Source organism: Variovorax sp. (assembly GCF_965279555.1).
In the GTDB taxonomy this organism is placed as follows: domain Bacteria; phylum Pseudomonadota; class Gammaproteobacteria; order Burkholderiales; family Burkholderiaceae_C; genus Variovorax.
The window spans coordinates 4,707,425-4,730,124 of sequence record NZ_OZ257247.1; the positions used below are offsets into that span (position 1 = coordinate 4,707,425).

Annotated in this window: 17 protein-coding genes; 12 read left to right on the forward strand and 5 right to left on the reverse strand. The window is 68.0% G+C overall.

All coding sequences use genetic code 11. The annotated features are described in order from the left end of the window. Positions 1–141: 141 nt before the first annotated feature. Genes ACQY8B_RS22020 through ACQY8B_RS22030 form a run of 3 tightly spaced genes read right to left on the reverse strand, consistent with a single transcriptional unit; the run spans position 142 to position 4,147 of the window. Positions 142–897: a GntR family transcriptional regulator gene (locus ACQY8B_RS22020; RefSeq protein ID WP_422088652.1), complete on the reverse strand. Its 756-nt coding sequence runs from the start codon at positions 895–897 to the stop codon at positions 142–144. Further along, positions 894–2,663, reverse strand: a complete 1,770-nt coding sequence (locus tag ACQY8B_RS22025) for a glycerol-3-phosphate dehydrogenase/oxidase (RefSeq protein WP_422088653.1) — start codon at positions 2,661–2,663, stop codon at positions 894–896. The genes ACQY8B_RS22020 and ACQY8B_RS22025 overlap by 4 nt, the downstream gene beginning before the upstream one ends. Then, the gene (locus tag ACQY8B_RS22030) at positions 2,660–4,147 is read right to left on the reverse strand and encodes an FGGY family carbohydrate kinase (RefSeq protein WP_422088654.1); all 1,488 of its coding nucleotides are present in this window, start codon (positions 4,145–4,147) and stop codon (positions 2,660–2,662) included. Before ACQY8B_RS22030 ends, ACQY8B_RS22025 begins: the two co-directional genes overlap by 4 nt. A gap of 180 nt (positions 4,148–4,327) precedes the next feature. Here ACQY8B_RS22030 and ACQY8B_RS22035 point away from each other — a divergent pair, with 180 nt between their 5' ends. The 12 genes from ACQY8B_RS22035 to ACQY8B_RS22090 all read left to right on the forward strand — a co-directional run bounded on the left by ACQY8B_RS22035 (position 4,328) and on the right by ACQY8B_RS22090 (position 20,041). After that, on the forward strand, positions 4,328–5,374 hold the full coding sequence (locus ACQY8B_RS22035) for a substrate-binding domain-containing protein (RefSeq protein WP_422088655.1): 1,047 nt from the start codon (positions 4,328–4,330) through the stop codon (positions 5,372–5,374). Next, entirely contained in the window at positions 5,371–6,894 is a 1,524-nt protein-coding gene (locus ACQY8B_RS22040; RefSeq protein ID WP_422088656.1) for a sugar ABC transporter ATP-binding protein, read from the forward strand. The genes ACQY8B_RS22035 and ACQY8B_RS22040 overlap by 4 nt, the downstream gene beginning before the upstream one ends. Then, complete coding sequence (locus tag ACQY8B_RS22045) at positions 6,891–7,919, forward strand: ABC transporter permease (RefSeq protein ID WP_409194690.1); 1,029 nt, start codon at positions 6,891–6,893, stop codon at positions 7,917–7,919. The genes ACQY8B_RS22040 and ACQY8B_RS22045 overlap by 4 nt, the downstream gene beginning before the upstream one ends. A gap of 11 nt (positions 7,920–7,930) precedes the next feature. Beyond that, positions 7,931–8,911 (forward strand): aldo/keto reductase, encoded by a 981-nt coding sequence (locus ACQY8B_RS22050; RefSeq protein WP_422089094.1) that lies wholly within the window; start codon positions 7,931–7,933, stop codon positions 8,909–8,911. 40 nt (positions 8,912–8,951) lie between these two features. After that, positions 8,952–9,809, forward strand: a complete 858-nt coding sequence (locus ACQY8B_RS22055) for a class I fructose-bisphosphate aldolase (RefSeq protein WP_422088657.1) — start codon at positions 8,952–8,954, stop codon at positions 9,807–9,809. Positions 9,810–9,959: 150 nt separating this feature from the next. Continuing rightward, positions 9,960–14,669 carry an RICIN domain-containing protein gene (locus ACQY8B_RS22060; RefSeq protein ID WP_422088658.1) on the forward strand — a complete coding sequence of 1,570 codons (4,710 nt, stop codon included), beginning with the start codon at positions 9,960–9,962 and terminating at the stop codon, positions 14,667–14,669. Between the two features lie 140 nt (positions 14,670–14,809). Continuing rightward, positions 14,810–15,049 carry a F0F1 ATP synthase subunit C gene (atpE, locus tag ACQY8B_RS22065; protein WP_081270724.1) on the forward strand — a complete coding sequence of 80 codons (240 nt, stop codon included), beginning with the start codon at positions 14,810–14,812 and terminating at the stop codon, positions 15,047–15,049. A gap of 155 nt (positions 15,050–15,204) precedes the next feature. Next, complete coding sequence (locus ACQY8B_RS22070; RefSeq protein WP_422088659.1) at positions 15,205–16,410, forward strand: ABC transporter substrate-binding protein; 1,206 nt, start codon at positions 15,205–15,207, stop codon at positions 16,408–16,410. 129 nt (positions 16,411–16,539) lie between these two features. Continuing rightward, on the forward strand, positions 16,540–17,460 hold the full coding sequence (locus ACQY8B_RS22075; protein WP_081270722.1) for a branched-chain amino acid ABC transporter permease: 921 nt from the start codon (positions 16,540–16,542) through the stop codon (positions 17,458–17,460). Next, on the forward strand, positions 17,457–18,440 hold the full coding sequence (locus ACQY8B_RS22080; RefSeq protein ID WP_422088660.1) for a branched-chain amino acid ABC transporter permease: 984 nt from the start codon (positions 17,457–17,459) through the stop codon (positions 18,438–18,440). Before ACQY8B_RS22075 ends, ACQY8B_RS22080 begins: the two co-directional genes overlap by 4 nt. Further along, the gene (locus ACQY8B_RS22085; RefSeq protein WP_081270720.1) at positions 18,437–19,192 is read left to right on the forward strand and encodes an ABC transporter ATP-binding protein; all 756 of its coding nucleotides are present in this window, start codon (positions 18,437–18,439) and stop codon (positions 19,190–19,192) included. The genes ACQY8B_RS22080 and ACQY8B_RS22085 overlap by 4 nt, the downstream gene beginning before the upstream one ends. Before the next feature lie 144 nt (positions 19,193–19,336). Further along, a complete protein-coding gene (locus tag ACQY8B_RS22090) occupies positions 19,337–20,041 on the forward strand; it encodes an ABC transporter ATP-binding protein (RefSeq protein WP_422088661.1) in 705 nt (234 codons plus the stop codon). Positions 20,042–20,043: 2 nt separating this feature from the next. Here ACQY8B_RS22090 and ACQY8B_RS22095 read toward each other — a convergent pair whose 3' ends face one another. Together ACQY8B_RS22095 and ACQY8B_RS22100 are read right to left on the reverse strand one after the other, a co-directional pair. Further along, the gene (locus tag ACQY8B_RS22095) at positions 20,044–21,501 is read right to left on the reverse strand and encodes a SulP family inorganic anion transporter (protein WP_422088662.1); all 1,458 of its coding nucleotides are present in this window, start codon (positions 21,499–21,501) and stop codon (positions 20,044–20,046) included. A 253-nt stretch (positions 21,502–21,754) separates the two neighbouring features. Further along, positions 21,755–22,468 carry an SDR family oxidoreductase gene (locus tag ACQY8B_RS22100; protein WP_422088663.1) on the reverse strand — a complete coding sequence of 238 codons (714 nt, stop codon included), beginning with the start codon at positions 22,466–22,468 and terminating at the stop codon, positions 21,755–21,757. Positions 22,469–22,700: the final 232 nt, after the last annotated feature.

Here is a 22,700-nt window from a genome sequence, read left to right on the forward strand (position 1 = left end):
TCATTCTAGGGGTCGAAGCAATTCCCTTGTAGTGGGGCCGTCCAAGGCGCATGAGGCCAATCGCGGCACGAATACGCAGGCAGCATCAGTTGTTCGCCCTTCCCAGGCCTCGCGCAACGCCGCGAAGAGCTGAGTACTACGTCAGGTCGTCGTCTGCACGTGCAGCCGGCTGGTCTTGCAGCGGTGCAGCGCGCGGTAGTGCTCCAGCGGCCTTCCGTTGGCACCATAGGCGATCGACTCGATGCGCAGCAGCGGCTCCGGCGTGGGCAGGTTCAGCAGCCGGCAGGTGTCGGCGTCGGGCAGCACCGCGTCGATCCAGCGTTCGGCGCGCACCAGGCGCAGGCCGTACTGGCGGCGCAGCACGTCGTACAGCGAGCGGTCGTCCAGGCGTGTGCGGTGCAGCCCCGGCGCCAGGTCGGCGGGCACCACGGTTTCCACCAGCAGGCGCAGCTCGCCGTCCACGCTGCGCAGGCGCTTGAGCGCCACCACCTGGGTGTCGTCGGTGAGCCCGAGCGACGCCGCTTCCTGTTCTGTGGGCGGGCGCAGTTCCTGAGTGAGGATCTGCGTGCGCACCGAGCGGCCCTTGCGCTCCATCTCGTCGGAGAAGCCGAGCACGGTCGAGACGAAATCTTCATCCCGCTCGCGAGCCGACACGAAAGCGCCGCGGCCCTTGATCTTGTAGATGAGGTTGTTGCGCACCAGGTCGGCCAGCGCCTCGCGCACTACGATGCGCGAGATGCCGAACTGCTCGCCCAGCTCGGCTTCGGACGGCAGCTTGGCGCCGATGGGCAGCACGCCTTGCAGGATCTGCAGGCGCAGCGCGTCGCGAAACTGGGCCCACAAAGGCGATTCGGAGCCACGGTCGAGCACGGTCGAGATTTCGGTCGGAGAGTTCACGTCGAGGGTTGGCCCAGGGCCTGAGGAGTCGTCAATGATGCATCGAAAGGTGCGGGCGCATCGGTGGCCACCGGCGAAAGCCGCACGCCGTGGCGCTCGCGCAGGGCGGCGGAGCAGGCCAGCAGTTCGCGCCGCGCAAGGGCCGCGTCCCAGCCCAGCGCCTCGGCCGCGATGCCCGCCATTTCCGCCAGCGCCTCGCCTGTGACGAGGCCGCGAATCGCGAGCAAGGTCCGGCGGATCACGAGATCGTCGAGATGGATCACGCCCGTCTCGAGGCACAGGTAGGACAGCTCGGCGACGGAGTAGTCGGGCGCATGCTGCAGCGGCACGTCGCCCGATGCTCCGAGGCGCTGCGCCAGCGGCAGCGCCTTCGAGCCGTAGCGGCGCAGCAGCACCTGTGCGCGCGCACGGCCCAGGCCGGAGGCCGTGACCATGCGGTCGAGAAAGCGTTCAGTGGCCTGCGCATCGGCAGGCAGTTCCGCGCCACCGCCGATGGGCAGCCGCTCGGTCGATGCGGTGCGCGGGCGGCCCAGTTGCTGCAGCACTTCGTTTGTCGCTTCTTCTGCCAGCGCGCGGAATGTCGTCCACTTACCGCCGACCAGGCCGACGATGGGAATGTCGCGCGTGGCGTTGGGCAGGTCGACCACCACCGAATGGTCGCGCGAGATCTGCCCCGGCTTGTCGGCGTCGGAGCGCGCGAGCGGACGCACGCCGACATAGGTGTACACCACGTTGCCGCGGCCGAACGAGAGGTTCGGGAACACCTCGGCCAGCACCTCGAGCAGGTAGTCGACCTCGGCCGGCTCCGTGGCGATCTGGTCGGGGTCTTCCACCGGAATGTCGGTGGAGCCCACCAGCACGCGGTCGAGGAAGGGATAGACGATGCACACGCGCCCGTCCACCGCCTCGAAGTAGGCCATGCGCCCCTGCAGCGCATCGCGCAGCGCGGGATGGTCGAGCACCAGGTGCGAGCCCTTGGTGCCCATCACGCGCGAGCCCGCGCCGCCAAGCACAGCCGTGCTGCGGTCCAGCCACGCGCCGCTGGCGTTCACCACGGTGTCGGCCGTCACGCGCACCAGCGCGCCGGTGATCTCGTCGCGCAGGGTGAGGATGTTGCCCGCGCAGCCCATCACGCGGCAGTAGTTGGCGGCGGCCGAGCGCGGCTGGTCGCGGCAGGCGTCGCCGATGAGTTCCAGCACCAGCCATTCGGGGTGGCTGATCCAAGCGTCGAAGAAGGTCGCGGTCCAGCGCACTGCCGCGCGGAACAGGCTGCGGTCGGCGGGCGGCACGCGGCTGATGCGGTGGTTGGGCATCACGCGCTGGCGGCGGCCCAGCAGGTCGTACAGGCGCAGGCCCGCCGCCACGGCCAGCAGGCCGCGCGTGCGTTGCGGCGGCGTGCGGCCGAAGAACTTGAGCGCGCTGCTCATGAGGCCGCCGAAGAAGCTCGACAGCGGCACCACCGTCTTCAGCGGCTGCACCAGGTGCGGCGCGTTGCGCAGCAGCAGGTTGCGCTCGCGCGTGGCCTCGGCCACCAGCGAGAAGCTGCCGTTCTCCAGGTAGCGCAGGCCGCCGTGGATCATGCGCGAAGGCGCGCTGCTCGCGCCCGCGCTGAAGTCGCCCTTGTCGACGATGAGGCAGTCGACGCGCTGCAGGCACAGGTCGCGGAACACGCCCACGCCGTTGATGCCGGCGCCGACGATCACCGTCGAAAAATGGCGATCCGCCAGGGCAGCCGGACGCACGAAAGGCAGTTGCCAGGCGCTCATTGCTTGCCCCCGGCCAGATGTGAAAACACAGGAGACATGGTGTCGATCAGTTCGTTGAAGCCGGCCATGAAGTCGGCATGGGCGCGCGCCTGCGCGGCGTCGGGTTCGACCGTGTCGCAGGGCGCGAGCAAGGCGCTGTCTTGCCCGGCGTGGTCAATGCCTTGCGACATGGCGGCGTAGATGGCCGCGCCGCGCGCGCCGGTTTCGTCGTCGGCGCAGCGCTCGACCAGATGCGCCAGAAAGCCGGCCAGCAGGCGCACGAGGCGCGTGTCGCTCGCACCGCCGCCGAGCACGGTCGAGGCCGACACCGGCAGCCCGCAGGCCGCGAGCCGCGCCGTGTGGCGTGCGTGCAGCGCGGCCACCGCATCGACCACGGCGCGCGCCATGTCGCCGCGCGTGTGATGGCTCTTGAGGCCGACGAAGCCCGCCGTCACGCCGCCGCCGCCGTTCACGAACGGCAGGAAGCGCAGGCCGCCCGCGCCCAGCGGCACCGACATAGCCAGGTCGACCACGGCGCGCGAATCCGGCAGGCCCAGCACGCCGGCCAGCCATGCGATGTTGGCCATCGACGAGGGGCTGTTCTCCATGTACAGCCGCCTGTCCCCGCGCCCGAAGTTCACGACCGCCGCCACGTCGGGCTTGGGCTCGATCACCGGTCCGATGACCGCGTTCACGCACCATGTGCCGAAGACAGACACCGCACGCTCGCGCCCTTCCGCGCAGATCGCGGCCATCGATGCGAGCAGGTCGATGGCGCCCATCGCCACGGGAATGCCGGCGGGCAGGCCGCACAGCGCGGCTTCGGCAGGCCGCAGCTTGCCGACGACCTCGCCGCTGGGTACCAGAGGACCGAAGGCACGGGGCCCGAGGTCAGCGATGCCCGATGCATCGAAGGCCGCCTGCGACCACGTGCCGGTGGCAATCGACACCAGCCCGGCGGTGCTCGCATCGCTCGCGTCGGTCGCGATCTCGCCGGTCAGCAGGAAGCCGAGGTAATCCTTCGCGAACAGCAGCCGGCGCACCTCGCCGCGCTGCACGGCGTCGGTGCCCAGCAGCTCGGCCGCGATCACGGTGGGCTGGCCCGGCCAGGGCCTGCAGCCGACATCGGCGAACAGCGCGTCCCCGTGGCTCAGCGACAGCGAACGCGCACGCGCATCGGCGCGCTGGTCGGTCGAGGCGACGGCCCTCGCGCCCACGAGTTCGTTGCGCGCGTCCAGCGCATAGAGCCCGGCGCCGTGGCCGGTGCAGCCGATGGCGCGGACCTCGGCCACGCGGTTGCCGAGCTGGTGGGCGACGTCGCGCAGCACGTGGGTCAGGGCGCAGCGGATGGCGGCCGCCCCCACTTCGCATCCCCCTCCGGGCAGCCGGTCGTGCGGCAGTGGCATGCGGGACAGGGCGACAGCCCGGCCGCTCCCGGCTTCGAGGGCCAGGGCTTTCAGGCTGCTCGACCCCATGTCGATGCCGATCAGTATTTTTGTCTTCATGTCATAACAGCTTCGGCGGAATAAAAGCGCATCGCCAGTAGCGTTTCCCCTAGTTATCCCGCCAAACGGCCAGCGCGTACATTCCAGCCTGTCATAACAACTGTCGTGACAACGAGGATCAGAAGGCTGCCTTCAAAAGCAGCATCAGCAAGCTGTGCCACACAACGTGAGGAGACAAAAATGAGGCGTAATTTCCTGAAGTCCGCGGCGGCCGCCGGTATCGGCCTGGCCGGTGCGAGCGCGCTTGCGCAGCAGCAAGCGGCAGCCCCCGCCGCGGGCGCCGGCCTGCGCGGCAATGCCAGCGACGTCTACGTGATGAACGTGATGGTGTCGGGCGTGGAGTACTGGTTTCCGGTCTACGAAATGATGAAGCAGCTCGGCCGCACGCTGGGCGTTCGCACCCGCTACACCGGCACGCCGGAGTACGACGTGAACAAGCAGCTCGCGTCCTTCGAGCAGGAGCTGGCGCGCAAGCCGGCCGGCATCCTGCTGCACCCGATGAACCCCGACCCGTTCATCGAGCCCATCAACCGCGCGGCGGCGATGGGCATCCCGGTCGTCACCTTCGCGGCCGACTCGCCCAACTCCAAGCGCACGTCGTTCATCACCTCCGACAACGACCGCGAAGGCACGCAGGCGGCCGACGCCATCGCGGCCTCGATGGGCGGCAAGGGCGAATACGCCGTGCTGGAGAACCCGGGCCAGGACAACCATGACCGCCGCATCGCCGCCTTCGTCAACCGCATGAAGACCAAGCACCCGGGCATGAAGCTGGTGGGCCGCGCCGCCAGCAACCAGGACCCGAACAAGGCCTACCAGGCCGTGCTGAGCCTGGCGCAGGCCAACCCGAACCTGGGCGCCCTCTTCATGCCCGAGGCCAACTCGGCGCTCGGCGCGGCGCAAGCCAAGGTCGAGACCAAGAAGAACATCAAGGTGATGTGCTGCGACGTGAACGCCAAGATCCTGGACATGATCAAGTCGGGCGACGTGTTCGGCTCCATCAACCCGAACCAGGGCATGCAGGGCTACATGGGCATGATGATGCTGTTCCTGGCCAAGAACCCGACGCTCATCGACCCGATGAACGACGCCAAGCGCAACGGCACCAACCCGATGTCCGTGCCCTTCCTGGACAACGGCCTGGCGGTGGTCAGCAAGGCCAACGCCGACGACTTCTACTGGGACAAGTACCTCGCCCGCCGCGGCACCAAGGGAATCGGCGAGTGAACGCAGTGAGCGCATTGCTCGAACTGAAGGGGATCAGCAAGCGCTTCGGCGCTTCGCGCGCGCTCACGGGCGTGGACTTCTCGCTGCACGCCGGCGAGATCCACGCCCTGTGCGGCGAGAACGGCGCGGGCAAGTCCACGCTGATGAACATCATCGACGGCATCCACCAGCCGGACGAGGGCGAGATCTCGCTCGACGGCCGCAAGGTGGTCATCGACGGCCCGGCGCACGCCATGCGCCTGGGCATCGGCCTGGTGCACCAGGAGATCGCCCTGTGCGGCGACGCCACCGTGGCCGAGAACATCTTCATGCCGGAGATCAACGCCGGCAAGCATGCGTGGATGAACTACGCCAGCCTCAACGCGCGCGCAGCCCGTGTGCTGCAGCGGCTGGGGCAGGACGTGGACCCGTCGGCGCTGGTGAAAGACCTGAGCATCTCGACGCAGCAGCTCATCGAGATCGCCAAGGCGCTCACGCTCGACTGCAAGGTTCTGATCCTCGACGAGCCCACCGCCGCGCTGACAGACAACGAATCGGCCGCGCTCTTCAAGGTGCTGCACGACCTGAAGGCGCAGGGCATCGGCATCATCTACATCAGCCACCGCATGGCCGAGATCTTTGCGCACTGCTCGCGCGTGACGGTGCTGCGCGACGGGCGCAACGTGCACTGCGGCCCGCTGGCCGAGCTGGACGCCGACGCGCTGGTGCGCCGCATGGTCGGGCGCGACCTGGGCAACTACTACCCGCCGAAGCATGGCGACACGGCGCACGGCGAGCCGGTGCTCGAAGTGAGCGACATCGCCGACGGCGAGCGCGTGCACGGCGTGTCTTTCACGCTCAGGCGCGGCGAGATCCTCGGCATCGCGGGCCTCATGGGCGCCGGGCGCAGCGAACTCGCCGAGACCGTCTGCGGCCTGCGCCCAGCCACCCGCGGCACGGTGCGCCTGCGCGGCAGGACACTGACGATCCGCAAGTACAGCGACGCGCTGCGCGAAGGCATCGCCTATCTCAGCGAAGACCGCAAGGCGGCGGGCGTGTACCTCGACCTGCCCATCGCGCAGAACATCGCGTCGATGGCGCTGAAGCGCGTGAGCTCGCGCTTCGGCCTGCTGCAGCGCGCGGCCGAGCACAAGCTGGCGGTGGACCTGGGCGCCAAGCTCAAGCTCAAGTCCGACGGCGTGGCCATCGACGTGGCGAGCCTGTCGGGCGGCAACCAGCAGAAGGTGGCCATCGCCAAGCTGCTGGCCACCAATCCTTCGGTGCTGCTGATGGACGAACCCACGCGCGGCGTGGACGTGGGCGCCAAGTCGGAGATCCATCACATCCTGCGAGAGCTGGCGAGCCAGGGCGTTGGCGTGGTGGTGATCTCCTCGGAGCTGCCCGAGATCATCGGGCTGTGCGACCGCGCGCTGGTGATCCGCGACGGCCGGCTGGCCGGCGAAGTGCAAGACAACGAAATGACGGAAGAGGCGCTGCTGCGGCTGGCCTCGGGACTTTGCGAAGAGGAAGCGACAGCATGAACTACCCGGCACAACTCGACGCGGGGGCCGCACCGGGCCTCCAGCCACATCAGTCGGGGGGCGGCCCCGCCAAACCCGCCAGCAAGCTCGGCAGCATGCGCGAGATGGGCTTGCTGCTCATCATCGCCGCGCTATGCGTGGGCATGAGCTTCGCGTCGCCGTACTTCCTCACGTGGGACAACGTGCGCGCGATGCTGCTGTCGTTCTCCATCGAAGGCATCGTGGTGGTGGGCATGACGATCTTGCTGATCGTCGGCGGCATCGACCTGTCGGTGGGCTCGGTGGTGTGCTTCGCGATGGTGGTCACGGGCAAGCTCTTCCTCATGGGCTTCGACCCGTGGACGGCGGGGCTGGTGGCCATCGGGGCGAGCGCGCTCATCGGCGCGATGATCGGCGGCTGCGTCACGCGCATCGGGCTGAACCATTTCATCGCATCGCTGGCCTTCATGGTGATAGTGCGCGGCCTGTGCCTGGCGCTCACTCAGGGCACGCCGCAGTCGCTGTTCTCGCTGCCGGCGGAGTTCAAGTTCATCGGCCAGGGAACGCTGTTCGGCATTCCGGCGGTGATCCTGATTTTTCTGCTGATCGTGGTGGTGAGCGACTTCGTGCTGCGCCGCTCCACCCTGCTGCGCCGCGTGTTCTACACCGGCAGCAACGAGAAGGCCGCGCTGTACTCGGGCATTCGCGTGGGCCACGTGAAGTTCTGGGTCACGGTGCTGTGCTCGGCCTCGGCGGGCCTGGCAGGCGTGATCTACACCGCGCGCTTCGGCGCGGCCACGCCCACCTTCGGCATGGGCATGGAGCTGAACGTGATCGCCGCCGCGGTGATCGGCGGCGCCAGCCTCAAGGGCGGCTCGGGCACGGTGCTGGGCGCGGTGCTCGGCCTGGCGCTGCTGTCGGTGGTGACCAGCTCGCTGATCCTGCTGGACGTGTCGCCCTACTGGCAGGACGTGATCAAGGGCCTGATCCTGCTCGCGGCCGTGACCATCGACCACATCATGAACACCAGAAAGACCAAGCGATGAACAACGCATCGATGAAGAAGACAACGCTGGGCCCCTCGGGCATCGAATGCTCGGCCATCGGCCTAGGCACCTGGGCCATGGGCGGCTGGATGTGGGGCGGCGGTGACAACGCCGCCGCCGTGCTGGCCATCCAGGCCTCGCTGGACGCGGGCGTGAACCTGATCGACACCGCGCCGGCCTACGGCCTGGGCCGCTCGGAGAGCATCGTCGGCACCGCGCTGAAAGGCCGCCGCCACGAAGCCGTGATCGCCACCAAGTGCGGGCTGGTGTGGCACACGCAGAAGGGAACGCACTTCTTCGAAGAAGACGGCCACCCGGTGTATCGCTACCTCGGGCGCGATTCGATCTTCCATGAATGCGAAGAGAGCCTGAAGCGCCTGCAGACCGACTACATCGACCTCTACATCACGCACTGGCAGGACAGCACCACGCCCGTGGCCGAGACCATGGATGCGCTGCTCGCGCTGAAGAAGCAGGGAAAGATCCGAGCCATCGGCGTGAGCAACGTGAGCCCCGAGACGCTGGCCGAGTACCTGCAATACGGCCCGGTGGATGCCGCGCAGGAGCGCTACAGCCTGATCGACCGCGAGATCGAGCAGACGCTGGTGCCGCTGTGCACCGAGCACGACGTGGCGGTGCTGGGCTATTCGTCGCTCGCGCTCGGCCTGCTGGCCGGCCCCATCGACCCCGCGCGCCAGTTCACCGGCGACGACCAGCGCGCGAGCAACCCGCGCTTCAGCGCCGGGAACCGCGCGAAGCTCAAGGCCTTCTTCGAAGAGCTGGAGCCGCTGCGCAAGCAGCTCGAATGCTCGTTCGGCCAACTGATGATCGCGTGGACGCTGGCGCGCGGCAGCGTCTCGGTGGCGCTGTGCGGCGCCCGCGTGAGCAAGCAGGCGGTCGAGAACGCGGCAGCCGGCTCGGTGCAGCTGCAGGACGACGCGCTGGCGCTCATCGACGCGGCGGCGGCCCGGCACCTCCACGCACTGGCCTGAGGCCCTTCTTCACTACTCTCAACACAAGGATTTCTTTCGTATGTCGAAGGACAAGACCGCACGCCTGAACCGACTGCTGAACAACGGGCGCTGCCTGGACATCGCACTGGACCACGGCGTGTGCAACGAGCCCTCGTTCCTCAACGGGCTCGAGGACATGCCGCAAGTGATCGACAAGCTCGTGGCCGCCGGCCCCGACGCGATCCAGCTCAACTACGGGCAGGCCGACCTGCTGCAGGACCGCCCCGGCCGCGACAAGCCGGCGCTGGTGCAGCGCATCGACATGGGCAACCCCTACAACGCCACCGCGCACCGCGTGATGTGGGCGGTGCTGCAGAACGAGCACGACCCGGTGCTGCCGGCCGTGCAGCGCGACGCGGCCTGCGTGGTGGTCAACCTGTTCATGCTGCCGAACGAGCCCGACCTGTTCCGCCAGTGCGTGCAGAACATCGCACGCGTGCGCGCCGACTGCGACCGCTACGGCATGCCGCTGATGATCGAGCCGCTGGTGATGCGCCCGCACAGCGAGCAAGGCGGCTACATGGTCGACGGCGACGCCGGGAAGATCGTCACGCTCGTGCGCCTGGCGCGCGAGATGGGCGCCGACATCGTCAAGGCCGACCCCACCAGCGACCCCGCCGACTTCCACCGCGTGGTGCAGGCCGCGCGCTGCCCCGTGCTCGTGCGCGGCGGCGGACGCGAAGACCTGCAGCAGGTGTTCGCCCGCTCGCGCGTGCTGATGGACCAGGGCGCGGTCGGCATGGTGTACGGGCGCAACGTGTACCAGCACGCCAATCCTTCGGCGGTGGTGGATGCGCTGATGGCCATGATCCACCGCGGCGCGAGCGCCAAGGAGGCATGGGACATCTACGAATCGGGCGGCGCGAAGAAGAGCTGAGCCGAGCCGGCGCGAGCTGAACGACGGCGCAACGCCGTCCAGAAAAACGAGGAGGGAGAGGCTGTACGGCCGGCGACGCATGTCGCCGGCCGGGGTGCGCCCTGCGCGCGCGCTTTTGCAAGTGACCGATACAACAACCTGGAGGCGACGATGAGAATCCGGTATTACTTGATGGCGTTCCTGCTGCCGTTCGTCACGCTGCTGACGCACGCTGCAATCACCGGGGTCAGTCCGATGACGACCCTGAACAACATGGCGGCGGCGGTTTCCGCGGCCGTCGCCGACCCGCTCCCGCTGCAGGGGCCGGGCCTGGGCAACCTCACCTACACCTCGGCGGAACTGTTCAAGCCGGTGTCGATGATCACCAGCGCCGCGCATCCGCTCGACCCGGCACACAGCAGTGCCTACGAATCGCGCGAGGTGCCCGCCACCTATCCGGGCCGCAAGGACTACGGCATGAACGCGGGCATCATGATCAACGGCTACTTCCTCACCTCCTTCGCGCCGGACAGCGGCCTGGGCCCGGGCGGCTTCCTGCTGTACGACGTGTCGAACCCGCGCCAGATCCAGCTCGTCAAGAAGATCTACGAACCCGAGGCACGCACCAAGGAGTTCCGCGAAACGCACTCCTTCGGCACCGCCAAGGTCGGCGGCAAGACCTACGTGGTGCTGCCCAGCATCAACGGCGTCGAGTTCTGGGACTTCACCGACATCAACGACATCAAGCAGGTGAAGAAGCTGGCGCTGCCCGGCGTCAACGGCGGCGACTACGAGGACGTGGCCTGGCAGCTCTGGTGGCAGGCGCCGTACCTGTACGTGGCCTCGGCCGGCCGTGGCATCTTCATCGTCGATGCCACGGACCCGGCGAACGCGGTGGTCGCGAACCGCGGCGCGGGCAAGCCCAACCCTGTGCCCACCGGCGAACTCGGCGGTTTCCGCATCGGCCCGATCTTCACGATGGGCAACCACATGGTGCTGACCGCGATGGAAAGCAACGGCGGCTTCGCGAGCCTGGACATTTCCGATCCGCTCAACCCCAAGGTGCTCGATTCCATCGTGGGCACCACGCCGTTCTATTACGCGACCTGCTTCGACGGCAGGAACCTGCACGTCTCCACGCGCAACAGCGGCGCCAGGATGTACAGCTACGACCTGAGCGACCGCTCGCGCTTCGTGGCAGAAGACAACCGCCTCGTCATCGACGAGCAGCTGTACTGCGCCACGCAGGACAACTACGTCATCCAGGGCGCGCAGACCCGCATCCACAAAGTGGACGTGAGCAACCCGCTCAACCACGTGGAGGTGGGCCGCGGCAGCATCCTGCGCGAGGACGACCCGAACTTCACGCATTCGGACAACGGCCAGGTCGCGATGTTCGGCAACCTGGTCTTCGTGGGCAACGACCACGGCTCGGGCAGCGGCTTCATCGTGCATTCGGTGGACCCCGACATCACCAGGCCCGAAGTGAAGCAGGTCTCGCCCGCCAGCGGCGCGAAGCAGCAGGCGCTGACCTCGCGCATCGGCCTGGGCATGACCGACAACATCCGGCCGGAGAGCGTGAACTCCAACACCTTCATCGTGCGGCCGGTGGGCGGCAACACCCTGGCAGGCACCTACAGCGTGCAGCTTGGCATCATCAACTTCTCGCCCGACCAGCCGCTGCAGCCCGGCACCAGCTATGAAGTGTTCCTGCCCGCCAACGGCGTGAAGGACTATGCGGGCAACGCCATCGCGGCGGACTACAAGTCGGTGTTCCACACCGGCAACGCGAGCGACATCAGCCTCATGCACTACTGGACGCTGGCGGGCAGCCTGTCGGACCAGATCGGCGCCAACAACGGCACGCCGGCCACCGGCGACGCCTTCGAGAGCATCGGCCTGAATTTCGCCAACCGCACGGCGGGCGTGCCGCTGAAGAACGACACCGTGGCCACCGTGCTCGGCGGCACCGCTTCGCTGAGCTTCTACATGAAGACCACGCAGACAGGCGCGGCCAACTCATGGACCGCCCCCGGGGTCTTCGGGCGCGACCAGGCGAACGGCACGGACGACGTGTTCTGGGGCTGGCTCGACACCAGCGGGCGCATCAAGCTGTCGGTCGGCAACGACGCGGGCACCGCCTCCTCGGCCGCGGTGAACGACGGCAACTGGCACCACGTGGTGATGACGCGCGACGCCGCCTCCGGCGCGCAGGCGGTGTACGTCGACGGGGTGAAGACCACCTCCGCCGGGCTCACCGGTACCAAGGGCCTCGCGAACAAGTTCCAGCTGCTGGGGCAGATCCAGGGCAACGCCGCGCTCTTCAAGGGCACGCTGGCGGAAGTGCGGGTGTACGGCCGCGTGCTGAGCGATTCCGACGTGGCCACGCTGCGCGGCCAGGCCATCATCGGCGACCCCGGCATCGGCGGCGGACCGAAACTGGTCAACGGCCAGTTGGTGTTCAACCCCGCCACGCTGGGCGCCAGCGGCGCGCAGTACCGCTGGAACTTCGGCAACGGCACGCAGACGGCCTTCTCCAACCAGGCGAACTACACCTACACCTACACCACGCCCGGCCACTACACCGTGACGCTGACGGTGCGCGACGCCCAGGGCCGCGAGACCTACTACACCTACAACCTGACGGTGATCGCACCGGTCACCGCACAGGCGCCCACGCACACCACCAACATCGCGGGCGACGCCAACTCGGTTTACTCGGTCAACCCCGACAGCGGCACGGTGGCCGCCATCGACGCGCAAACCCTGGCCAAGCGCTGGGAGACCCGCGTGGGCGACGAGCCGAAGACGCTGGCCGTGGGCCCCGACGGCCGCATCTGGGTGCCGGTGCACGGCGAGGACAAGCTGGTGGTGCTCAACCCGGCGGACGGCACCATCTCGGCCACCGTGGCGCTGGCCTACGGCAGCGGCCCCTACGGCGTGGTCTTCACGCCCAATGGCGCCAAGGGCCTGCTGACGCTGGAGAGCAAGTCGGTGCTCATGAGCTTCGACCCCGCCAACGGCAGCACCACCGGCGCAGTGGCGCTCGAAGGCGATGTGCGCGGCATCGCGGTGGCGGCCGATTCGCAGGTGGCCTACGTCACGCGCTTCAAGTCGAAGATGACGGGCAACCAGCTGCACAAGGTCAACCTGCAGAGCATGAGCGGCATGGGCGCCATCGCGCTGCCGGTGGACACCACCACCGTCGACACCGAGAGCCGCGCGCGCGGCGTGGCCAACTACACCGCGCAGGTGGTGATCTCGCCCGACGGCAAGCGCGCCGTGCTGCCTTCGAAGAAGGACAACATCGTGCGCGGCAAATTCCGCGACGGCACGAACCTCGTGCACGACCAGACGGTGCGCTCCATCCTGTCGCAGGTCGACCTGCAGGCGGCGGCACACAAGTTCGACGAGCAGATCGACTTCGACGACCGGGCCCCGGCGCGCGCCGCGCTGTTCTCGCCGGCCGGCGACTACATCTTCGTCGCGCAGATGGAAGGCAACCGCGTGGCCATCGTCGACGCCTACAGCCGCTCCATTCGCGGCGAGATCAACGCCAGCAGCGCACCGCACGGCCTGTACCTGGACGCGGCGCGCAAGCGGCTGTTCGTCAACAACTTCCTGGCGCGCTCGGTGTCGGTGCACGACGTGGCCTCGGTGCTTTCGTCGGAGACCAATGCGCCGAGCTTCCTGCAGAACGTGCAGACGGTGGCGGTGGAACCCATGGGCGCCGCGGCGCTGCGCGGCAAGCAGGTGTTCTACAACGCGTCGGACCGGCGCATGAGCAAGGACAACTACCTGTCTTGCGCGAGCTGCCACGCCGACGGCGGCGACGACGGCATGGTGTGGGACTTCACCCAGCGCGGCGAGGGCCTGCGCCGCACCATCAGCCTGCAGGGCCGGCGCGGCATGGGCCACGGCAAGCTGCACTGGACGGCCAACTTCGACGAGGTGCAGGACTTCGAGAACGACATCCGCAACGAGTTCGGCGGCACCGGCTTCCTGACCAACGCCGACTTCGCGGCCACCTCCGACCCGCTGGGCGCGCCCAAGGCCGGCAAGAACGCGCAGCTCGACGATCTCGCGGCCTACCTGACTTCGCTGAACAAGTTCATGCGCAGTCCGGCCCGCGCGGCGGACGGCAGCCTCAGCGTGGACGCGGTGCGCGGCCAGACCGTGTTCAACACGGCGCAGTGCGCGACCTGCCATACCGGCGCCACCTTCCGCGACGGAGTGCGGCATGACGTCGGCACGATCCAGGCCTCCTCGGGCAAGGGCATGAACCAGTCGCTGGCGGGCGTGGGCTTCGACACGCCGACGCTGCTGGGTACTTGGAACACCACGGCCTTCTTCCACAACGGCCAGGCGGCCACGCTGCAGGACGTGCTCGCCAGCGGCCACGGCAATGCTTCCAGCCTGCCGGCCAACGACGTGGTGGCGCTGCGCGAATACGTTCGCTCGCTCGACAACGACCCGACGCCGGTGGTCTCGCGCATCCGCTCGAACCTCAGCAACCTGTGCGTGAACGTCAAGGGCGCGGCGACCACGAGCGGCACGACGGTGGTGCAGTGGCCATGCGGAAACGCCGGCAACGAGCGCTTCACCATGACGCAGACCGGCGACGGCTTCGTGCAGTTCAAGGTCGAGCACAGCGGCCTGTGCCTGGCGCAAAGCGGCACCGCGACCACCAACGCGGCCGTGGTGCAGCTGGCCTGCTCGGCCGGCAACACGACGCATTGGAGCCTTGTCGGCTCGACCCTGCGCAACCGTGCCTCCGGCTCCTGCCTGGACGTGCCCGGCAGCGCGACCGCGCAGGACACGGCGCTGATCACCTGGACCTGCAACGGCGGCAACAACCAGAACTGGACGCAGGTGCCCTGAGGCTTCGACACTCCGCCTGCAAGCCGGCCGTTTTCACGGCCGGCTTTTTTTCGCCTGCCCCATGACCTCCCACGTCATGGACCGTGTGCACCCGCTCTGGGAAAGTCTCTCCATCGATCAACCAACCAGGAGAAAACACCATGACCGGCTTCAACATCCTTCCCCTCGCAGTCGCATTGCTGATCGGCATTGCAGCACTCGGATCGTGCCTCGGCATCGGGCTGGTGGGCCAGAAGTTTCTGGAAAGCAGCGCGCGCCAGCCCGAGATGGTGGACACGCTGCAGACCAAGTTTTTCCTGATCGCTGGTGTGACCGACGGCGCCTTCATCATCGCCACCGGCATCGGCCTGTGGTTCGCCACCGCCAACCCCTTCGGCTGAACGGAACCGACACGACGCACTGGCACCATTCGTGCTAGTACCGTTGACACCGAATTGTTTATGGCTAAAGTATTTAGCTATCAACGGTTCGATGCCGCCGATGCCGCACGACGCGGCGCCGGTGCGTCGTTTCATCCTTCCATGCCGGAGAACCCATGAGCTATCTGTCCCCGAAGTCGCCCGCGCTGCCGCGCACCCTGCTGTCGCTGCTGCTGTGCGGCGCCGCCCTTGGCACCGCCGCGCAAGCCATGGCCGCGCCCGTGAAGGTGGGCCTGGCGCTCGACATCTCGGGGCCCTTCGCGGCACTGGGCGCCGAAGCGCGCGACGGCTTCGCGCTGGGCATCAAGCAGCTCAACGGAAAGCTCGGCGGACAGGACGTGGAGTTCGTGCAGGCCGACATGGCCGGCAGCCCCGACCAGGCCAAGCAGCTGGTCGACCGCATGATCCAGCGCGACAAGATCGACATCTTCAGCGGCCCCATCGGCTCCAACGTGGCGCTGGCCGTGGGCCCCACGCTGTTCAACGCCAAGGTGCCGTACCTGTCGGCCAATGCCGGCCCGAGCCAGTTCGCCGGTGCGCAGTGCAATGCCTACTTCTTCGGCACCGCCTACCAGAACGACCAGTTCCACGAAGCCGCCGGCAAGTTCGCGCAAGACCGCGCGTTCAAGAAGATCGTGCTGATCGCCCCCAACTATCCCGCCGGCAAGGACGCACTGGGCGGCTTCAAGCGCCAGTTCAAGGGCCAGGTGGCCGACGAGCTCTACACCAAGCTCGGCCAGATCGACTACGCCGCCGAACTCGCGCAGCTGCGCGCGGCCAAGCCCGACTCCATCTACTTCTTCCTGCCCGGAGCGATGGGCATCAACTTCATCAAGCAGTTCGTGGGCGCGGGCCTGTCGAAGGACATCACGCTGGTGACCAGCGGCTTCTCCGCCGACGAAGACGTGATCGGCGCCGTGGGCGAGCCGATGCTCGGCCTGTTCAACACCTCGCACTGGGCGCACGACCTCGACAACCCCGCCAACAAGGCCTTCGTGGCCGCCTTCCGCAAGGAATACAACGGCCGCTATCCGTCGGTGTACGCCGCGCAGGCCTATGACGCGATCCTTGCGATGGACGCGGCAGTGAAGCAGTCGGGCGGCAACGCGCAGAACCGCGAAGCCGTGGTGGCCGCGCTGAAGAAGGCCAACTACGCATCGACGCGCGGCAGCTTCAGGTACGCCAACAACCACTACCCCATCGAGAACTTCTACCTGCGCGTGATCGGCAAGGATGCGCAGGGCAAGGTCACGAACAAGCTGATCAATACGGTCCTCACCAACTACGGCGACTCGTACGCCGACAAGTGCGGGCTGAAGTAACCCCCAGGCTGCGCGGCACTTCGTGTCCGCTTCTCCTCCCCCCCTGCCGGGGGCAACACCTGAGGCCCGGCGAAGCCGGTTCCTCGGTGTCTCCTGAATAAAAACGCGGGCACACCTGTTGGTTCTTCTATGAGTGGAATTCTTGTTCTGGAGCAGCTGCTCAACGGCCTCGGCTACGGGCTGATGCTGTTCCTGCTGGCGGCCGGGCTCACGCTGGTGTTCGGCATCATGGACGTGCTCAACCTCGCGCACGGCTCGCTGTTCATGGCCGGCGCTTATGTGGCGGCCGAGGCGCACACGCGCACCGGCTCGTTCGCCGCAGCCATCGTCATCGCGGTGGCGGTCACGGTGGTGGTGGCGCTGCTGCTCGAAGTGCTGCTGATGCGCCGCCTCTACACGCGCGACCATCTCGCGCAGGTGCTCGCCACCTTCGGCGTGATCCTGGTGGCCGACGACATCGTGACGATGGCCTGGGGCCCCTCGCCAGTGATGGCGCCGACGCCTGCCGCGCTCTCGGGCCCGGTGCAGCTCATGGACGGCCTGCCCTACCCGGCGTACCGCCTGGTGATCCTCGTGGGCGGGCTGCTGGTGGCACTGGCGCTGTACCTGCTGGTGAACCACACGCGCATCGGCATGCGGGTGCGCGCGGGCGCCTCCGACCGGCCGATGGCCGAGCTGATGGGCGTGCGCGTGGGCCGCATCTTCAACGGCGTGTTCCTGCTGGGTGCCGCGCTGGCGGCACTGGCCGGCGCGCTGATGGGGCCGATCGTCGCAGTGCAGGTCGGCATGGGCGAAGCGATCCTGATCCCGGCGCTGGTGGTGCTGGTGATCGGCGGCATCGGTTCGGTGCGCGGCGCCTTCGTGGCCGCACTGTTGGTGGGCGTGGTCGACACCGTGGGCCGCGCCTTCGTGCCGATGCTGCTGCGCGCCACGCTGCCGCCGGCCACAGCGGCCGACCTGGGGCCGCTGTTCGCCGAAGTCGCGATGTACGCGCTGATGGTGGTGGTGCTCATCTTCCGGCCCTCGGGCCTTTTCTCGGCACGCGCATGAAGTCACCCTCACGCTACATCGGCCTCGGGCTGCTCTTCGTGCTGCTCGCGGCGTTTCCGCTGGTCGCGCCGCTGTTCGGGCTCGAGTTCTACATCGGCTTCGTGCGGCGCGTGCTCATCGTGGCGCTGGCGGCGGCGAGCCTCAATTTCATCCTCGGCTTCGGCGGCATGGTGGCGCTGGGGCATGCGGGCTTCATCGGCGTGGGCGCGTACACGGTGGTGGCGCTGAGCGACGCGGGCGTGATGTCGGGCTGGATCATGTGGCCGGCGGCGGCGCTCATCGCCGGCCTGGTGGCCGCGCTGATCGGCACGGTGGCGCTGCGCACGCGCGGCGTGTACTTCATCATGACCACGCTGGCCTTCGCGCAGATGCTGTACTTCGTGGTGGTGTCGCTGCGCCGCTATGGCGGCGACGACGGCTACACGCTGATGTCGCGCCCCACGCTGCTGCCCGGCCTCGACCTGGGCAACGAATCGAACTTCTACTGGGTGGTGCTGCTGATCGTCGCGCTGGCGCTGTGGTGGCTGCACCGCGCGACGCAATCGCGCTTCGGCCATGCGCTGATGGGCATCCGCGACAACGAGACGCGCATGCGGGCGCTGGGCTATCCGGTGTTCCGGCTGCAGCTGGTGGCGTTCGCTATTGCAGGCGCCATCGCGGGACTGGCGGGTGCACTGCTGGCCGGTGGCAACGGCTTCGTGAGCCCGGCGACGATGCACTGGACGCAATCGGCGACGCTGCTGGTGATGGTGGTCATCGGCGGGCTGGGGCGCAGCTGGGGCGGGCCTGTGGGGGCCGTCGTTTGGCTGGTGCTTGAAGAGGCACTCAAGCAGCACACGGAGCATTGGCACATGCCGCTGGGGCTGTTGCTGATTGCCGTTGCCCTGTGGGCGCCCAAAGGATTGGCCGCACTGTACAAGCGCCGCTTGCCCCTCACCCCAACCCTCTCCCCAGAGGGGCGAGGGAGCAAAGCACCATGAGCCTTTTCAGAATCGAAGGGTTGGTCAAGCGCTTCGGCGGACTGCTTGCCACCGACCATGTGAACCTCACCGTCGAGCGCGGCGAAGTGCATGCGCTCATCGGGCCGAACGGGGCGGGCAAGACCACGCTGGTAAACCTCATCACCGGACTGCTGAAGGCCGACGCCGGCCGCCTGCTGCTCGACGAAAAGGACATCACCTCGCTGAAAGACCACCAGCGCGTGGCCGCCGGCATGTCGCGCTGCTTCCAGGTGACGCGCGTCTTCGCCAAGGAAACCGTGCACGACAACCTGATGCTCGCGGCGCAGGCCCATGCGGGCAGCAGCCTGCGCTTCATGGCGCCGCGCGCGAAGGAACGCGACCTCGTCGACCGCGCGGTGGCACTGGCCGACCGCGTGGGCCTGGGCAGCGAGCGCGACCGTATCGCCGGCACCTTGCCGCACGGCGCACAGCGTGCGCTCGACGTGGCGCTGGCGCTCGCGGCCGAGCCCAAGCTGCTGCTGCTCGACGAGCCGATGGCCGGCATGGGCCCGGACGAATCCGCGCGCATGGTCGAGCTGATCGAATCGCTGCGCGCGTCGATGGCCATCCTGCTGATCGAGCACGACATGGACGCGGTGTTCCGCCTGGCCAACCGGCTCACCGTGCTGGTGCAGGGCAAGGTGCTGATGAGCGGCACGGCCGACGAAGTGCGGGGCCACCCGGATGTGCAAGCGGTCTACCTCGGCACCGAAGCGGAGGGGCATTCATGACTCGCCCCCAGGCTGCGCGCACTTCGTGTCGCTGCGCCAACCCCCTACCGGGGGCAACACCTGCGGCCCGGCAAAGCCGGCTCCGCGGTGTTCCTCAAACTGGAAACACCCACTTCGCACTTCAAAGTGCGACGAGGTACTGAGATGCTGTTGGAAGCGAAGGCCATCGAAGCCGGCTATGGCGCGAGCCAGGTGCTGTTCGGCATCGACATCGACATCCGCCCCGGCGAAGTGCTGGCACTGCTGGGCCGCAACGGCATGGGCAAGAGCACGCTGCTCAAGGTGCTGACCGGCACGCTGGCACCGATGCGCGGCGACGTGCGTTTCGACGGTGCTGCCATCGGAGGGCACAAGCCCGACGCCATCGCGCGGCGCGGCGTGGCCATCGTGCCCGAGGGCCGGCATGTGTTCCCCAACCTCAGCGTCGACGAGCACCTGCGCGCTTTCGCACGGCCACGCCCTGGCAGCGCGCCGCGCTGGACGGTCGAGGCGCTCTACGGCCTTTTCCCGCGCCTGTCGGAGCGCAAGGCCAATGCGGGCAACCAGCTCTCGGGTGGCGAGCAGCAGATGCTGGCCATCGCGCGCGCGCTGTCCACGCACCCGCGCCTGCTCATCCTGGACGAAGCCACCGAAGGCCTCGCACCCGTGATCCGCGAGGAGATCTGGCATTGCATCGCCACGCTCAAGGCAGAGGGCGAAGCGATCCTGGTGGTCGACAAGTACGTGCAGCGCCTGCTGCCGCTGGCCAACCGCCATGTGATCCTGGAGCGTGGACGCGTGGTGTGGCAGGGCGACTCGGCGGCGCTGGATGCCGACCGGTCGTTGTGGACGCGTTACCTGGGCGTTTGAAACTACGGCGCCGCGTCGAGCTGCAGGATCAGGTCCTGGCTGGCGCGGTTGAGCCCGCTCACTTCCACCACGCTGCCATGCTTGCGCAGCCGCTCGACCACCTTCTTCAGCGCAGCCACTGCCGTCACGTCCCAGAAGTGCGCGCCTGACACGTCGATGTGCACCGGCGCACCGTCGATCTCGCGCACGTCGAAGGCATCGACCAGCATGTCGGCCGACGCGAAGAACACCTGGCCGGTGACGCGGTAGACGCGCGTGCCGTCGGCGTCCTGCGCGGCATGCACGTGCAGCAGCCGCGCCACCTTGAAGGTGAAGAACACACCGCTGAGCATCACGCCCGTGGCCACGCCGGCCGCGAGGTTGTCGGTGGCGACGGTGACGGCCACCGTCGCAAGCATCACCGCACTGGACATGCGCGGATGCCGCACCAGCGCGCGCAGCGAACCCCAGTCGAAGGTCGATGCCGACACCATCACCATGATCGCCACCAGCGCCGCCACCGGCACCTGCGACACCCAGGGCTTGAGCAGCACCATGAGGACCAGCAGGAAAGCGCCCGCGAAGAGCGTCGACAACCGCCCTCGCCCGCCGTAGCGCACGTTGCTTACCGTCTGGCCGATCATTCCGCAGCCCGCGATGCCGCCGAAGAAGCTGGCCGCGACATTGGCGACGCCCAGGCCGCTGCATTCGCGGTTCTTGGAGCTTGGCGTGTCTGTCAGCTCGTCGACCACGCTGGCGGTCATCATCGATTCGAGCAGGCCGACCATCGCGATGGCGAAGGCAGGCAGCGCGATGATGCGCAGCGTGTCCAGCGTCAGCGGCACGTCGGGCATTGCGAACGCCGGCAGCGCGCCGGGCAGTTGCCCGAGGTCGGCCACCGTCTTGAGCGGCAGCCCCAGCCAGTGGCCCACCAGGGTCACGACCAAGATGCACACCAGCGGCGACGGTACCGCCGTGGTGATGCGCGGCAGCAGGTAGATGACGGCCAGCCCGAGCCCGACCATGGCCCAGGTCGCGGTGTTGGCGCCGATGAAGTGCGGCATCTGCGCCGCAAAGATCAGGATGGCCAGCGCGTTGACGAAGCCGGTACGCACCGACGACGACACGAAGCGCATCAACACCCCGAGCCGCAGCAGCCCGAACACGATCTGCATCAGGCCTGCGAGCACGCCGGCCGCCAGCAGATACGGCAGGCCGTGCGCATGCACCAGCGGCGCGGCCACCAGCGCCACCGAACCGGCCGCGGCCGACACCATGGCCGGGCGCCCGCCCGTGAAGGCGATGACGATGCCGATGACGAAGGAAGCGAACAGCCCCACGGCCGGATCGACGCCGGCCACGAAAGAGAAAGCGATGACTTCGGGAATGAGCGCGAAGGTGGCGACGGCGCCGGCCATCAGTTCGCGGGGAATGCTCGGGCACCACTCGGCGCGCAGGCGGCTGTGCGGGGAAGAAGACATGAGAAGAAGAAAAAGTGAAGGCGGCCCGCATCGGCCGACGAGGCGATGCGGGACATGCATGGGCAGGAAGCGAAAAAAGGAAGCCGGCTTGCTTGCGGCTCTCTCCGGGTGTCGTGGCGGCCAGAGAGGCCGCCGCGCATCACTGCACAGCCTTCAAGGAGGCGTGGGCCGCGAGCAGCCTGACTGCCGGCGGCGAATGGGGAAGCGGGGCATCCTCGGACACATGGGTCGCGATTGTAGGCAGCCCCGGCCCCTACACCGAGCGCGTGATGCCGCCGTCCACCCGCAGGTTCTGCCCCGTGATGTAGCCGCCGCCTTCCGACGCCAGGAAGCCGATGACCGCCGCGATCTCGCTGCTCTTGCCGTAGCGGCCCATCGGAATGCGCGAACGGAACTCGGCCTTCTCGGGCAGGCTGTCGATGAAGCCCGGCAGCACGTTGTTCATGCGCACGTTCTGCGCGGCGTACTTGTCGGCGAACAATTTTGTGAAGGCCGCGAGCCCGGCGCGGAACACGCCGGAGGTCGGGAACACCGGGTCGGGCTCGAAGGCGGCGAAGGTGGATATGTTGATGATGCTGCCGCCGCCCTGCGCCACCATCAGCGGCGCGACGAGCCGGCTGGGCCGCACCGCGCTCAGCAGGTAGACGTCCATGCCGCGGTGCCAGTCTTCGTCGGTGATCTCGAGGATGGGCGCACGAGGCCCGTGGCCCGCGCTGTTGACCAGCACATCGACGCGGCCCCACTCGTCGGCGACCTTGTCCACCAGGCGTTTGATGTCGTCGTTCGACTGGTTGGAGCCCGTCACGCCGATGCCGCCCAGTTCCGCGGCGAGCGCCTCGCCCTTGCCCGACGACGAAAGAATGGCGACGCGAAAGCCATCGGCCGCTAGCTTGCGGGCTGCAGCCGCGCCCATGCCGCTGCCACCGGCGGTGACTATGGCTACTTTTTTCTGTGCTTCAGAGGACATGCAGGGTTCCTTGGTTCATGCTGGACCTGCATTTTTAGCCGAGGATTTTTTGGGGGTGTGTGCACAGGCCACCGGGTACTCCCCTCCGCGAATGTCCCCCGCCTTCGGCTCCTCCTTTATTTCGCTGCGGGGAGCACCCGGCGCCCTGTGCACAAGAGGCGCGGTCGTTGTGCTGGCCGATCAACAAGTGCTCTGAACGATCACGACGATGGGGTGCCTTGCGCAGCGAAAT